This is a genomic window from Phytopseudomonas daroniae (assembly GCF_004327275.1).
GTDB lineage: Bacteria > Pseudomonadota > Gammaproteobacteria > Pseudomonadales > Pseudomonadaceae > Aquipseudomonas > Aquipseudomonas daroniae.
This window is the reverse complement of record NZ_QJUJ01000004.1, coordinates 497,542-512,102: the sequence shown is the minus strand read 5'-3', so window position 1 is coordinate 512,102 and position 14,561 is coordinate 497,542. Positions and strand designations below refer to the sequence as shown.

Sequence of the window (14,561 nt, the reverse complement as noted above, 5' to 3'; positions counted from 1 at the left end):
CTCGATCAGGCACTGATACTGACGTGCCCACACCAGCCAGAGCGGAAAACAAAACCAAAGAGGCCGGGCCCGCTCGAACGCACATTCCGAACGGCGTCTCAGCAGGTGACTGCATTCCCGGTTATCTTCGGTACAGGACGGCATCGCAGGGATATGGAAATGGCAATCACACAACAGTCGCGCATGGCCAAGGTCAGCAGCCCGCTCGGCGAAAACGCACTGGTGATGGAGCACCTGAGCGGAACCGAGTCCCTCGGTCGCCTTTTCCAATACGAACTGAGCCTGGCGTCCGAAAATTCATCGCTGAAGCTCAGCAATCTGCTCGGCAAGCCAATGGGCCTTGCCGTGCAACTGGCCGATGGCAGTGATCGCTACTTCCACGGCATCGTCGCCCGCTGCAGCCAGACCGCTCATCGCGGCCAGTTCGCCAGTTACCAGGTCAGCCTCAAGCCCTGGCTGTGGCTGCTGTCGCGCACCTCCGACTGCCGTATTTTCCAAAGCAAGACCGTTCCCGAAATCATCAAGCAGGTGTTCCGCGATCTCGGCTTCTCCGATTTCGAAGACGCCCTCACCCGCTCCTATCGGGAATGGGACTACTGCGTGCAGTACCGCGAGACCAGCTTCGACTTCGTCAGCCGGCTGATGGAACAGGAAGGTATCTACTACTACTTCCGCCACGAGCAGGAGCGTCACGTGCTGGTGCTCTGCGATGCCTACGGTGCGCACAGCACCGCGCCGGGCTACGCCAGCGTGCCGTTCTATCCGCTCGAGGATCAGATGCGCGAGCGTGACCATATCCATGACTGGCACCTGGCGCACGAGGTACAGCCCGGCTCCCTGGCGCTCAATGACTATGACTTCCAGCGCCCCAGCGCGCGCCTGGAAGTACGTTCCAGTATCGCCCGCGAGCATAGCAACGCCGACTACCCGCTCTACGATTACCCAGGCGAATACGTGCAGAGCAAGGACGGCGAGCAGTACGCGCGCAATCGTATCGAGGCGATTCAGGCCCAGTACGAGCAAATTCGCCTGAAGGGCAATGCACGCGGACTGGGCAGCGGCCATCTGTTCAGCCTGACCGACTACCCGCGCGACGACCAGAACCGCGAATACCTGATCGTCGACGCCGACTACACCATCACCCAGGATCTGTATGAAAGCGGCCGCGGCGATGAAGTCTTCCAGTTCGACAGCAACCTCACCTGCATCGACGCCGGCCAGGTATTCCGCCCGCTGCCACTGACCGTGCAACCGATCGTGCAGGGACCGCAGACCGCCATGGTGGTCGGCCCCAAGGGTGAGGAAATCTGGACGGATCAGTACGGCCGGGTGAAGGTGCATTTCTATTGGGATCGCCACGACCAATCCAACGAAAACAGCTCGTGCTGGATTCGCGTGTCGCAGAACTGGGCCGGCAAGAACTGGGGTTCGATCCAGATCCCGCGCATCGGCCAGGAAGTCATCGTCAGCTTCCTCGAGGGCGACCCCGACCGGCCGATCATCACCGGCCGCGTCTACAACGCCGAGCAGACCGTGCCCTACGACCTGCCCGCCAACGCCACCCAGAGCGGCACCAAGAGCCGTTCGAGCAAGGGCGGCACGCCGGCCAACTTCAATGAAATCCGCATGGAAGACAAGAAGGGCGAAGAGCAGCTGTTCATCCATGCCGAGAAGAACCAGGATATCGAGGTCGAGAACGACGAGACCCATTGGGTCGGTCACGACCGCAGCAAGACCATCGACAACGATGAGACTGTGCACGTCAAACACGACCGCACCGAAACGGTGGACAACAACGAGACCATTACCATCGGCGTGGATCGCACCGAGCAGGTCGGCAACAACGAATCCGTCACCATTGGCGTGAACCGCACGGAAAAGGTCGGCAGCAACGAGGCCATCAACATTGGTGCCAACCGTACGGAAACCGTCGGTAGCAACGAAACCATCACCATCGGCGCCAACCGCACGGAAAGCGTCGGCAGCAACGAAACCATCAGCATCGGTGCCAACCGCACGGAAAGCGTCGGCAAGGACGAACGCATCACCATCGGTGCCGACCGCACCGAACTGGTAACCGCCAATGAAAGCGTCTTCATCGGTGCCAACCAGACCATGGCCGTGGGCGGCAGCGAATCGCACTACGTACGCGGTGAGCGCAACACGCGCATCGGCAAGGATGACACCCTCCACGTCGGCAAGAACTTCGTACTCAAGGCCGGTGACTCGATCACCCTGCAGACCGGTGCCGCCAGCATCACCATGAAGAAAGACGGCACCATCGTCATCCGCGGCAAGAACATCAGCATCGACGGTTCCGGCGCGATCAACGCCAAGGCGAGCAAGAACATCGTCATGAAAGGCCAGAAAATCCTGCAGAACTGAGCAAGGCCCACGGCCATGGAGCGATAAGCATGACAGTCCAGCATCACACCTCCGCGTCCCCCGCCGCTACTCGCCTCGACGGCGTGGTCATCGGCGTCCTGCTCGACGTGCCGCAGGCGGCCAGCCCGGTGGTGGCCTTCCCCGGCTGCCCATCGGATACCGGCATCGCCGCGACCACCACCACGGCGCTCAGCCGTGAGGATATCGGTGCTCAGGTAGCACTGATGTTCGTGGCGGGCGACCCGAGCCAGCCGCTGGTGATAGGGCGTATCCAGCGCCTGCCGCAAACGCCGGCACCTGTGCCGGCAGCCGTGGCGCACATGGATGGCGAGCGTCTGGAGCTCAGCGCCGAACGCGAGATCGTGCTGCGCTGCGGCAGGGCCAGCATCACCCTGACCCGCGAGGGCAAGGTGCTGATCAAGGGCACTTATCTATCCAGCCGCTCCAGCGGCGTGAACCGCGTCAAGGGCGGTTCGGTGCAGATCAACTGAAGAAGTCCGTCCCATGGAACTACTCAATGCCACACGGATGGTTGCCGCCTACAACCAGGGCCTGGACGCTGACGGGCGCGAATATCTGGTGGTCATCGTCAAGGGCACCTTCGATCTACCCCTGGATGGCAGCGTGGCCCGCTTGCGGGAAGCCCAGCAGCCGCTCTTGATGAGTGACACCTTCGCAGGCGACCCCGGCTTGTCGGCGCCACTGCGTGAGTTCGACTTCGCGCCGTTCAAACCCCACTGCGACGTGCTGGTGAACGGTAGTGCCCATGCTCCGGGCGGCCGCCCCGTCAGCCAGCTCACCGTCGGCATCCGCGTCGGCCGGGTGAGCAAGGCGTTCAGCGTGTACGGGCCACGCCAATGGCAGCCGGGTGCACTCGGCACCGGCGCCGGTTCGCCACAACCTTTCGTGCGCCAGGATATTTCCTACGCCAGCGCCTTCGGCGGCAGCCACTCGGCTCCCGGTCATCCAGAACAGTTGCTATGCAACCCACGCAATCCCGCCGGCCGGGGCTGGTACCCGCGCAGCCTGGGCAGCGGCACCATCGTCGGCATGCCGCTGCCCAGTACCGAGAAGCTCGGCCAACCCATCGACACACCCCATGGCGATTTCGAACCCATGGCGCTCGGTGCCTTGGGCAAACACTGGCAAAGTCGCGTCGCCTTCGCCGGCACTTACGACCAGGCCTGGCAGGATGAGCAATTCCCTTTTCTGCCGAAGGACTTCGACGAACGCTATTTCCAGGCAGCACCGGCCGATCAGCAAACGGATCACCTCAAAGGCGGCGAAGACGTGTTGCTGCTCGGCCTCACGCCTACCGAACGTGCAGGCTTCCGTGTGCCCAGCGTACGCATGCCGGTGACCTACTTTCTCAGCAAGGGCGGCCACGAAACCGTCGAAGCCGTCATCGATACCCTGCTGGTCGACACTGACGCCGGACATGTGGAAATCACCTGGCGTACCCGCAGGCCGCTGAAGCGCAACATGTTCGAGATAGCCCAGGTGCTGGTCGGTGAGAAATCCCGGGCATGGTGGCGCGCTCGCGAACTGGGCAAGGATTATTACCCCTCGCTGGCCGCGCTGAGTCGCAGCCGCTCGACACAGGATGATGCGTGATGAGCGCCCTCAGCATCCTTTCCTGCGGCATGGTCAGCGCCGTTGGCCTGAGCGCTCCGGCCAGTTGCGCGGCGATCCGCTGTGCTATCGACAATTTTCAGGAAACCCGTTTCATCGACCAGGGCGGCGAATGGCAGATCGCGGCCAGCGTACCGCTGGAGGAGCCCTGGCGGGGCCGCAGCAAGCTGGTGAAGATGGCCGCCCGGGCCATCGCGGAAAGCCTGGAGACGGTGCCTGGCCTGGATTGTGCCGATACACCACTGCTACTCGGGATCGCCGAACTGGATCGCCCTGGCCGCAGCGATGGCCTGGATAACAGCCTGCTGCACGACATCGAGCGGGAGCTGGGTGTGCAGTTCCACGCGGCGTCCACCCTGATCCCCCGTGGCCGGGTAAGCGCTGCAGTAGCACTGCTCAATGCGCGCCGGCTGATCCACGAAGGCGGCCACCGACATGTACTGATCGCCGGGGTCGACTCGTTTCTCAACGCCACCACCCTGTCTGCCTTCGAGCAGCGCCAACGATTACTCACCAGCCGCCACTCCAATGGCTTCATTCCCGGAGAAGGCGCGGCGGCCGTGGTAGTGGGCGCCCCGGCGCGACAGAACGAAGAGCAGTTGATCTGTATCGGCCTCGGCTTCGGCCTGGAAAAGGCCACGGTGGAAGCCGACGACATTCCGTTGCGTGCCGACGGCCTGACCCAGGCCACCCAGGCCGCATTGAAGGATGCCAAGTGCGCCATGGAGCACATGGATTACCGCCTGGCCGATATCTCCGGTGAACAGTACTACTTCAAGGAAGCGGCCCTGGCACTGAGTCGCACCCTGCGCGTGCTCAAGAACGACTTCGACATCTGGCACCCCGCCGACTGCATCGGCGAATGCGGCGCGGCCATCGGCCCGGCGATGCTCGCCGTAGCCCTGACCGCCTCGCGCAAAGGCTATGGCGAAGGGCCGAACGTCTTCTATCAACTGGGCAACGACGCCGGCGAACGCGCCGTCGCCCTGCTCAGCTATCAACGGGTAGGAGCTGCCTGATGGCCAACGAGGTCTACGCCAACAACCGGGAAATTTCCTGCAAATCGGCCAGCGGCAAATCCATCGCGGCCTTTCCCGATGTCTGTTTTACACCGCCACAGACGCCGCCGATGCCCATGGGCATTCCGATTCCGTACCCGAATACCGGCCTGTCCAGCGACACCACCAAAGGCACCCGCACCATCCGCATCACCCGCAAGGAAGTGATGCTCAAGAACAAGAGCTACTACAAGACCAGCTACGGCGACGAGCCCGGCTGCGCACCGAAGAAAGGCATCCTTACCGGCAAAATCAAGGGCAAGGTGTACTTCACGTCCTGGTCGATGGACGTCAAGTTCGAAGGCAAGAACGTGGTGCGGCATATGGATCTGACGACCCATAACCATGGGTCGATGCCGGGGAATACGCCGCCGTGGATCTATCTGAATCAGATGGCGGTAGACACCAGCCAGGGGCAAGTTTGCAAGGACGAGGAACAAGCCGCCAAGGACAAGTGTGCAGACGCTAAGCCTCGCCCCAAACGCAAGACAGCTAAGGGCAACCTCGTCGCCGACGGGCTTGACTGCGACGACGCCTGCAAGAAGGCCAAGGCCTGTGTACTCAAGCCCAAGAAAGACGACAAGGGTTTCTGCTGCCATCCCGAGACCACGGGCCATCACCTGATCGAGGTGCATTGCTTCTCGGTGACAGGGAAACGTGGCACATCTCTGCCCGGCTTCGAGAAATACAACCAGCATGATGCGCCCTGTGTCTGCGCCTCGCAGTCACGCGCAGACGGCACTCACGGCATTCTGCATGCTGTACAGGGACAGATGGAAGCCGCACATAACGACGGTCCGGTGCTCAAGAGCTGGCCGGGAGCAGGTGCGAAGGTAAAAGCCGGAAGTCTTCAGCGACACCCGGCAGAAGCCAAATGGACTTACAAGAATGCACGGGAAGCTGGGACTCTCGCTCATAAAACAGCCTTTCCACACTGCAATGCCCAGTGCGTCAGTAATCAACTGGACGATTACCACAAGGGTTGCGGCATGAATGACAACACGCCGCTGCGCAGCGATCCGGGCTCGGCCAAACGCTCTTCCGGAACGCTAGACAATGCCCAACAAGCGACCGTCACACAGGCGATCATGAGTCAGAAAGCAACAGCAAGCGGCGCCTCAGCGTTCTAGATTTCAGGAACAACATCTCATGTCGAATGAACTTTCATTTCTATCCGGCTTCATGCAAAACCGCAGTATCGGTCGTGCCATTGCACAGATAGACACGCTAAAGGATCAGGGCTCAACTGCCTCAGTACTACTCAAGTGGGATAGAACTCAAGGCATGTGGTTTTATTTCAATCTCGAATGGCATGCCACGCGTGTGTGTTTCGTTGATCGCCCCGAAATGGCAGTGATTGCCATTGGGCCCGATGGATTTGCCTCCATCAGTACTGCAACAGGGGCCAGCGAAGAAGAAATCGATGCATCTCTGGATGGCCCTTCGCGCCGCGGCCCTATTCGTGACTTGCAGATGATCGCGGGTGTTCCCTACGTTACTGGCATGGGCCGTCAGGTCTATCGCCGAGAGGGTGTCGATAACTGGACACGCCAGGATCACGGGGTAGTGCTACCTCGAGGCGAGATCCAACTGTGTGGATTCAACTCGATCGATGGCCTGAGCGAGGATGCTATCTATGCAGTGGGTTTCAACGGCGAAATCTGGCTGCGCAGCCACAACCAATGGCAACAGCAGGACAGTCCAACCAACCTCGTGCTGCATCGGGTCAGGGTCGTACGTGAAGATCTTATCTATGCCAGTGGCCAGATGGGGACTTTGCTACGCAGTGACGGCACCCACTGGGAGATCATCGAACAGGACATGACCTCTGATGATCTATGGGGGATGGAGTGGTTCAAAGACGAACTGTACCTAGCGTGCGATAGCGGACTCTTCAAGCTCGACAGCAAGGACAGATTGATTGAAGTGGATATGCAGCTTTCGCCCAAGCCCAGCTGTCGACACCTCCACGCCGATGATGGCGTGCTTTGGTCATGTGGGCCCAAGCATGTGACCTGGACAGAAGACGGCCAGAATTGGACTGACGTAACGCCATGATGCACATGTCCCTAGGTGAGACGGTTTCAGTCATCCTCGAACAACATAGTGAAGAAGCCAGTTTTCTCGCAGGCCTGCGCAGCTATGCCGTTGGAGCACCGCATTACGACCTGGAGCACCTAGACGACCTAGACAGGCGTATCGAAGCGCATCTGGATGGGCTACAGATCGCCGGGCTGAAGGCTCTGCATCTGGTGCTTGAACAATTGAGCCTGTATTCCCAAGGCGAAGTGTTCGCCGCGGTGGCACTGGCTCTGCGGCTGAGCAACGACGCCGCACTGAACGACCTTTACCGGCACCTTGAAGAAAATCCCGATGGCGAACCATCCCTTGTCGCCGCCCTGGGCTGGCTCGACTGGCAGCAGATAGCCGCCCTGGTCGAACGTCACCTCAATGCGGCAAACACCCGGCAGCGCCGCATCGCCTTGGCGGCTTGTGGCCTGCACCGCCACGACCCTGGCCCGGCGTTGCTGTCTGCCCTGGGCCACGCTGACCCGAGCGTGCTGGCCTGCGCAGCCCGCACCGCCGGCCAGTTGCGTCGCCGTGACCTGCTGCAGGCATTGCGCACCCACCGTCTGCACGGTGATGACAGCGTGCGCTTCTGGATCAACTGGGCCAGCGCACAGATGGGCGACCAGGAAGCCCTCGGTACCCTGCGTCTGTTTGCCGAACAACCCGGTGCCTTTCGCCAGCCGGCACTGGAAGTGCTGCTTGCCTGGCAGCCACGCGAAGTCAGCATCGCCTGGCTACGCGGCCTGATGCAGAGCCCGGAACATCGGCGCATGGTCATTCAGGCTCTTGGGCTGTTCGGTGATCCGCAGACCATCCCCTGGCTGATCCGGCAGATGCACGAGCTGCCCTTCGCTCGCGTCGCCGCTAAAGCCTTCACGCTGATCAGCGGAGCCGACCTCGCGGAACTCGACCTTGAGTTGAGCGTCTATCCCGACTACGACAGCGGCCCGAATGACGACCCGGATGACCCCCATGTGGATATGGATCCGGATACCGACCTGCCCTGGCCCGATCCGCACAAGGTCGAGCACTGGTGGCAAGGCAGACAGCACAGCCTGCAAACGGGCGTGGGTCATCTGTTAGGGCAGCCGTTCAGCGAGCAGCAATGCCTGGCAGTACTGCACAGCGGCATGCAACGCCAACGGTTGGCTGCGGCCTGCCTGCTGGCCCGTTACCGGCCGGCCAGTGCGCTGTTTCCAACGGATGCACCAGCACACCGGCAGAAGCAATTGCTCAATCACTGATCAGCAGGCAAATCGACGGCACAAGGAGAGTGCGAACATGCTCAAACAATTCCCGCAGCACCCCTCGCTATACTCCATGACCTATTCATGGATCGAGCGCGTTGATCGCACTCAATCAGGCCAACGGCCGGCATGAACACCCATCAGAACGCAACCCGCTGGATGCTGGTATTGCTGGGACTACTGCTGCAGGGACAGGCCATGGCATTCACCCAACCGCTGTATCTGTTTTCCGAAGTAGAGGGCATCGTTCTGCTCGACGGGCAGCCGGTCGAAGGCGCCGAGGTGGAGCGGATTTGCCACTGGAAGGACGATTTGAAAACGGAGCGCACGCTGACCGACGCCTCCGGGCGTTATCACTTTCCCGAGATCACAGCCAAATCCCTTTTGTGGTCACTCCTGCCCCACGAACCAGTGGTCTTTCAAACACTACGCATACACCACCAAGGCAAGGTGCACAAAGGCTGGGTCTTTACCAAGCACAACTACGACAACCTGGGTGAAGTGAAGGATCGCCGATTGAAATTTTCCTGCGACCTGAACACCGAGCCTATCGCCCACCGTGAAACGGAAATCTTTGGAATCTGCATCCTGCAGGGTTCGGGGTCAGAAGAACACACTGATTGAGCTCAATTAAAACGCCAGATGCAGATTGCATCTCCACTGATAATTTTGCCTGTAAGCAAACAAGAGGGAAGTGACTGTGTACCGTAGCCTTTCGTGCTGTGCAGTGCTTTTAATCGGACTATTAACACAGGGGCAAGCCATGGCTTTTTCCAAAACGCTTTATCTGTTTTCCGAGGTCGAGGGCACCGTATTGCTCAACGGCCAGCCTGTAGAAGGCGTCGAGGTCGAACAGCAGTATCACTGGCGCTGGAAAGACGAACGCGGAACCAAGAAAACCATTACGGATAAATCAGGACGTTTTCATTTCTCAAAAATAACCGGAAAGTCGATGACTGCAGGCCTGCTACCCCACGAGCCCGTGATTATTCAAAACATCATTTTCCGCTATGAAGGCAAGGAATACGAAGGCTGGTATCAAAGCAAGCGGAACTACGAGGATCTAGGTGAGTTAGGCGGAAAGCCGTTGCGCCTCAGGTGCGAACTAACCGACAAACCCGGGCCTCATCCGGAAAGCAACAGCTACGGTATCTGTACGTCGGACTAACTCAGCTAAAAGGGAAAAAGGATGAACCCCCTATCACCTAAGTACGCAGCACTATTTGCCAGCAACGTTTACGACGCTCAGGATATGAACCCTTCCGCCGTTGCCAAAGGCGCATCAATCAACGGCCTAGGCAACCTTTTCGATATTGAGTCCGCAGTACTATCTTCCGCCACTAGCGGTGCAATTTTCAAAACCCGAACCGGTTTTGCTTACGCAGCCAATGGCGTTGGTGGAAGGCAAGGCGAGGTGCTTCTGGCGTTTCGCGGGACTGACATCATTGCCGACTGGGTGACGGATGCAAATGCTGGCCTGCAGCGTGGCCCTAGCACTTGGCCTGTACACGCGGGCTTCAATGAGACGTTCAAATCTCTGCGTGCCGACATCGATACCTTCATGCGCGGCCGTAATCCCAGTACCGTACATTGCGTAGGCCATAGCCTGGGCGGCGCACTTGCGACGCTAGCGGCCGACCACCTGAGCGAACTAGGCGTCGCCGGTATCAAGCTCTATACCTTTGGCTCCCCACGAGTCGGGATCTCCGGTTTCGCACGCAACGTCAGCAATAAACTGGGCGCAAACAATATTCATCGTGTGTACCACACTGCTGATCCGGTAAGCATGGTTCCCATCTTTCCCTTCAGCCATGTACCCGTCGATGGCAATGTTTGCATGCTTCCCTGGAATGGGGCCCTGCTCAATGGCTCTGCCCATAAGATGGATAACTACATGACGTCCATCGGCGACTCGGCCTGGGCCGGCCTGTACCGCAACCCGGAGCCGCCGCTCGCTCGCGATATCGATATCTGGCTGGAAAGTGCCAGCTACGGCGGCACGATGCATTCCGCCACTACGTTGTGGATGATTTCCAGAGCCATGCAGTATCTGTTGAAAAAGGCCGCCAACGTGGTGATAGGCAGCGTCATCACCACGGGAATGACGATTCTGGATCAGATCGCCGGCATTCTCGTGCAGGGTGCTCAGGTCTGTAAGGACATCAGCGATTCGCTGCGCAACCTGATCGCCAAGATTTTCAACTTTCTGGGGCGTGCCATACCGTCTACGGCGGATATCACCACGGCGTTCCTGCGTTGGGTGCTGGATCTGCTGGCCAGAACGGTGGTCAATATGGCCCGCCAGGCCATGCAACTGGTCTTCCGCGCCTGAGGCAACGAAGAAACGCGGCGCTGCACAGGCGCCGCAGTTCCCTCACAGATCGCTTTCCTCGACCATCCGCGCGCTGCTGGCATCCAGCGCATAGGCCGCATCGGCCAGATCGTTGCTGACCGGTTCGATCTTCAGCGTGCCGTTGACCCAGAGTGGTTCGTAGATATCGGCCAGGGCAATGCCCTTGGGATAGCGCACCAGTACCAACTGGTTGGGCGGTGGTGGTGGTACGTGGATGCAAGCGCCAGGATATGGCACCAGGAAGAACAACGTGCTGCGCCCGGCGTTATCGGTTTCCAGCGGTACTGGATAACCGCCGAGACGGATCTGTTTGCCGTCCATGGCCGGTACTGTCTTGGCCGAATACATGACCGCGGGCAGACCCTTTTCCTGCTGCTTGAGACCACCCTTGCTATCGAAGCTGCCAGCCGCTTCCGGGCCGTCGTGGGTGATCTCCGGCATCTGCTCCAGCGCGCGCTGATCCTCTTCGGGCATCAGCTCCAACCAGTCGGTTTCCGGTAGTTCGGCGCGGGCGATGCCGCAGATCAACAGCAGAACAAGGAGCAGGGAACGCATCGACGGAACTCATGGTGGTAATGGCCAACGGGGAGCAGCCAGTCGTCGATGCGTCCAGCTACCGGTTCAACTCTTCTTGGTGATCACGCCATAGATCACCAGCAGGATGATCGCACCAACCACCGCACCGATGAAACCAGCACCTTCACCTGCTCTGTAGATGCCCAGTGCCTGGCCACCGTAGGTCGCGGCGATGGAGCCACCAATACCCAGGAGGATGGTCATGATCCAGCCCATGCTGTCATTACCAGGCTTGAGAAAACGGGCGATCAAACCCACGATCAGGCCGATTAAGATAGTGCCGATAATACCCATGACGCCCTCCTGAATAGAAAAAAGGCGCCGCACGAATACGGCGCCTTTTATCAGACGCGATCAGCGCTGGAGAGGTTCAACCTCCGAGTCGCCCAAACTCAGGATGCGTCGATCAGCACGCGTACCTGGGCAATGCGGCTATCGAGAGTCGCACGATCGGCGCAGCGCAGTGTGGCATGGCCAACCTTGCGCCCGGCCTTGAAGGCCTTGCCGTAGTGATGCAGGTGGCAGTCGTCGATAGCGGCCACTTTATCCACAGCGGGTACGCTGCCGATGAAGTTGAGCATGGCGCTTTCGCCCACCTTGGCGGTCGAGCCCAGCGGCAGGCCGGCAACGGCACGCAGATGGTTCTCGAACTGGCTGCACTCGGCGCCTTCGATGGTCCAGTGACCGGAGTTGTGCACCCGTGGGGCGATCTCGTTGGCCTTGAGGCCACCGTCCACTTCGAAGAACTCGAAGGCCATGACGCCGACATAGTCGAGCTGGCTCAGCACCCGGCCGACATAATCCTCGGCCAGCGCCTGCAGCGGATGATTGGTGCTGGCAACGGACAGGCTGAGAATGCCGCTGTCGTGGGTGTTGTGCACCAAGGGATAGAAGCGTGTTTCGCCATCACGGCCACGCACCGCCACCAGCGACACTTCGCCGGTAAAGGGCACGAAACCTTCGAGGATGCACGGCACGCTACCCAGCTCGGCGAAAGCGCCGGTGACGTCTTCCGGCTTGCGCAGCACCTTCTGGCCCTTGCCGTCATAACCCAGGGTGCGGGTCTTCATCACGGCCGGCAGGCCAATGTTCGCGGCTGCCGCATCGAGATCGGCCTGGGACTGGATGTCGGCGAATTCCGGCGTGGGGATACCCAGCTCACGGAACATCGACTTCTCGAACCAGCGATCACGGGCGATGCGCAGCGACTCGGCGCCTGGATACACCGGCACGAACTGGGATAGGAAGGCGACGGTTTCAGCCGGCACGCTTTCGAACTCGAAGGTCACCAGGTCGACCTCGTCGGCCAGTTGGCGCAGGTGATCCTGATCGCCGTAATCGGCGCGGATGTGTTCGCCCAGCGCTTGCGCACAGGCATCCGGCGCAGGGTCGAGAAACGCGAAATTCATGCCCAGCGGTGTACCCGCCAGCGCCAGCATGCGACCGAGCTGACCGCCCCCGATTACGCCGATCTTCATTACTGCGCCCTCGGATCCGGGTTGTCCAGCACGGTATTGGTCTGCTCGTCGCGGAACTGCTTGAGCGCCGCGTGGAACTGCGGGTGCTGATGACCGAGGATGCTTGCCGCCAGCAGCGCGGCATTGATGGCGCCAGCACGGCCAATGGCCAGGGTAGCGACCGGCACGCCTGCAGGCATCTGCACGATGGACAGCAGTGAGTCGACGCCCGACAGCATGGACGACTGCACCGGCACGCCGAGTACCGGCAGGTGGGTCTTGGCGGCGCACATGCCCGGCAAGTGGGCAGCGCCACCCGCACCGGCGATGATCACCTGGATGCCACGGCCTTCGGCTTCTTCGGCGTACTGGAACAGCAGATCCGGGGTGCGGTGGGCGGAAACCACCTTCACTTCGTTGGGAATGCCTAATTTATCCAGCATCTCGACGGTATGGCTCAGGGTGCTCCAATCGGACTTGGAACCCATGATCACGCCAACCAGTGCGCTCATCGTCGTGCCTCTCTCGTCTCGGGCGCCTGGCGCCACGGCAGAAACAACAAACCACGCGGAAGGCGTGGTTTGCGGAAACCGGCAATTATACTGCAGTCGTGCGCAAATCGATAATCGGCCGCTCGTCGGAAGCCAGTGCGATAACGGCGACTATTGTCCTGAAGCAATGCGTGGCGTGGCAGACCTTCCATACTGAGGCTCTCCATCAAAGAGGATCGCGCCATGCAACAGACCATGAAAGCAGCCGTCGTGCATGCCTTCGGCGAGGCTCTGCGGCTCGAAGAGGTAAAGGTTCCACTGCCCGGCCCCGGGCAGATACTGGTGAAGATCGAGGCGGCCGGTGTCTGCCATACGGATCTGCACGCCGCCGACGGCGACTGGCCGGTCAAACCCAGCCTGCCGTTCATTCCCGGCCATGAGGGTGTCGGTTACGTCGCCGCCGTGGGCAGTGGCGTAACCCGGGTCAAGGAGGGCGACCGCGTCGGCGTGCCCTGGCTGTACACCGCTTGCGGCTGTTGCGAACACTGCCTCACCGGCTGGGAAACACTTTGCGCCGATCAGCAGAACACGGGCTATTCGGTGAACGGTAGCTACGCCGAGTACGTGCTGGCCGACCCCAACTATGTCGGCATCCTGCCGAAGAATGTCGAATTCGCCGAGATCGCGCCGATCCTCTGCGCAGGCGTCACCGTATACAAGGGTCTGAAAGTCACTGGCGCGCGTCCCGGTCAGTGGGTGGCCATTTCGGGTATAGGCGGCCTCGGCCACGTCGCGGTGCAGTACGCCCGCGCCATGGGTTTGCATGTCGTCGCCATCGATGTGGATGACACCAAACTGGCGCTGGCAAAGAAACTCGGCGCCAGCCTGACCATCAATGCCCGCCATGAAGATCCGGCCATGGTCGTGCAACGCGACATCGGCGGCGCCCACGGCGTGCTGGTCACGGCGGTGTCGAACAGCGCCTTCGGCCAGGCCATCGGCATGGCGCGTCGCGGTGGTACGGTCGCGCTGGTAGGGCTGCCGCCAGGCGATTTTCCGACGCCGATATTCGATGTGGTGCTCAAGGCCATCAGCATTACCGGCTCCATCGTCGGCACTCGCGCCGATCTGCAGGAAGCCCTGGACTTCGCTGGCGAGGGGCTGGTCAAGGCGACCATCCACAGCGACACGCTGGATAACGTCAACGGCATCCTCGAGCAGATGCGCGCCGGGAATATAGAGGGGCGTGTGGTGATGCAATTCTGAGAGCGAGAACCGGCAGCGGGGAACGG

The 14,561-nt window shown here is 60.5% G+C and carries 15 protein-coding genes; 11 read left to right on the top strand and 4 right to left on the bottom strand.

Features of this window, described 5'->3' with window-relative positions; genetic code table 11:
• Positions 1 to 159 precede the first annotated feature (159 nt).
• From DNK10_RS13160 to DNK10_RS13115, 10 genes are all read left to right on the top strand, one after another.
• A complete protein-coding gene (locus DNK10_RS13160; RefSeq protein WP_131179278.1) occupies positions 160 to 2,385 on the top strand; it encodes a type VI secretion system Vgr family protein in 2,226 nt (741 codons plus the stop codon).
• A 29-nt stretch (positions 2,386 to 2,414) separates the two neighbouring features.
• The gene (locus DNK10_RS13155) at positions 2,415 to 2,876 is read left to right on the top strand and encodes a DUF6484 domain-containing protein (RefSeq protein WP_131179279.1); all 462 of its coding nucleotides are present in this window, start codon (positions 2,415 to 2,417) and stop codon (positions 2,874 to 2,876) included.
• A 13-nt stretch (positions 2,877 to 2,889) separates the two neighbouring features.
• Positions 2,890 to 3,999 carry a DUF2169 family type VI secretion system accessory protein gene (locus DNK10_RS13150; RefSeq protein WP_131179280.1) on the top strand — a complete coding sequence of 370 codons (1,110 nt, stop codon included), beginning with the start codon at positions 2,890 to 2,892 and terminating at the stop codon, positions 3,997 to 3,999.
• Positions 3,999 to 5,036, top strand: a complete 1,038-nt coding sequence (locus tag DNK10_RS13145) for a hypothetical protein (protein WP_131179281.1) — start codon at positions 3,999 to 4,001, stop codon at positions 5,034 to 5,036. The genes DNK10_RS13150 and DNK10_RS13145 overlap by 1 nt, the downstream gene beginning before the upstream one ends.
• Positions 5,036 to 6,205 (top strand): PAAR-like domain-containing protein, encoded by a 1,170-nt coding sequence (locus tag DNK10_RS13140; protein WP_131191857.1) that lies wholly within the window; start codon positions 5,036 to 5,038, stop codon positions 6,203 to 6,205. Before DNK10_RS13145 ends, DNK10_RS13140 begins: the two co-directional genes overlap by 1 nt.
• A gap of 19 nt (positions 6,206 to 6,224) precedes the next feature.
• Entirely contained in the window at positions 6,225 to 7,133 is a 909-nt protein-coding gene (locus DNK10_RS13135) for a beta propeller repeat protein (protein ID WP_131179283.1), read from the top strand.
• The gene (locus tag DNK10_RS13130) at positions 7,133 to 8,389 is read left to right on the top strand and encodes a TIGR02270 family protein (RefSeq protein WP_244216251.1); all 1,257 of its coding nucleotides are present in this window, start codon (positions 7,133 to 7,135) and stop codon (positions 8,387 to 8,389) included. The genes DNK10_RS13135 and DNK10_RS13130 overlap by 1 nt, the downstream gene beginning before the upstream one ends.
• A gap of 132 nt (positions 8,390 to 8,521) precedes the next feature.
• A complete protein-coding gene (locus tag DNK10_RS13125; protein WP_131191856.1) occupies positions 8,522 to 9,016 on the top strand; it encodes a DUF6795 domain-containing protein in 495 nt (164 codons plus the stop codon).
• Positions 9,017 to 9,155: 139 nt separating this feature from the next.
• The gene (locus DNK10_RS13120) at positions 9,156 to 9,560 is read left to right on the top strand and encodes a DUF6795 domain-containing protein (protein WP_244216250.1); all 405 of its coding nucleotides are present in this window, start codon (positions 9,156 to 9,158) and stop codon (positions 9,558 to 9,560) included.
• A gap of 21 nt (positions 9,561 to 9,581) precedes the next feature.
• Positions 9,582 to 10,724 (top strand): lipase family protein, encoded by a 1,143-nt coding sequence (locus tag DNK10_RS13115; RefSeq protein WP_131191854.1) that lies wholly within the window; start codon positions 9,582 to 9,584, stop codon positions 10,722 to 10,724.
• A 42-nt stretch (positions 10,725 to 10,766) separates the two neighbouring features.
• Here DNK10_RS13115 and DNK10_RS13110 read toward each other — a convergent pair whose 3' ends face one another.
• From DNK10_RS13110 to purE, 4 genes are all read right to left on the bottom strand, one after another.
• Positions 10,767 to 11,300 carry a DUF3299 domain-containing protein gene (locus DNK10_RS13110; protein WP_131191853.1) on the bottom strand — a complete coding sequence of 178 codons (534 nt, stop codon included), beginning with the start codon at positions 11,298 to 11,300 and terminating at the stop codon, positions 10,767 to 10,769.
• Between the two features lie 66 nt (positions 11,301 to 11,366).
• A complete protein-coding gene (locus DNK10_RS13105) occupies positions 11,367 to 11,615 on the bottom strand; it encodes a GlsB/YeaQ/YmgE family stress response membrane protein (RefSeq protein WP_131179288.1) in 249 nt (82 codons plus the stop codon).
• Between the two features lie 98 nt (positions 11,616 to 11,713).
• Positions 11,714 to 12,799, bottom strand: coding sequence for a 5-(carboxyamino)imidazole ribonucleotide synthase (locus DNK10_RS13100; protein ID WP_131191852.1), 1,086 nt, complete (start codon positions 12,797 to 12,799; stop codon positions 11,714 to 11,716).
• Positions 12,799 to 13,290, bottom strand: coding sequence for a 5-(carboxyamino)imidazole ribonucleotide mutase (gene purE, locus DNK10_RS13095; RefSeq protein ID WP_131191851.1), 492 nt, complete (start codon positions 13,288 to 13,290; stop codon positions 12,799 to 12,801). Before purE ends, DNK10_RS13100 begins: the two co-directional genes overlap by 1 nt.
• Before the next feature lie 222 nt (positions 13,291 to 13,512).
• Here purE and adhP point away from each other — a divergent pair, with 222 nt between their 5' ends.
• Positions 13,513 to 14,535 (top strand): alcohol dehydrogenase AdhP, encoded by a 1,023-nt coding sequence (adhP, locus tag DNK10_RS13090; RefSeq protein WP_131191850.1) that lies wholly within the window; start codon positions 13,513 to 13,515, stop codon positions 14,533 to 14,535.
• Positions 14,536 to 14,561: the final 26 nt, after the last annotated feature.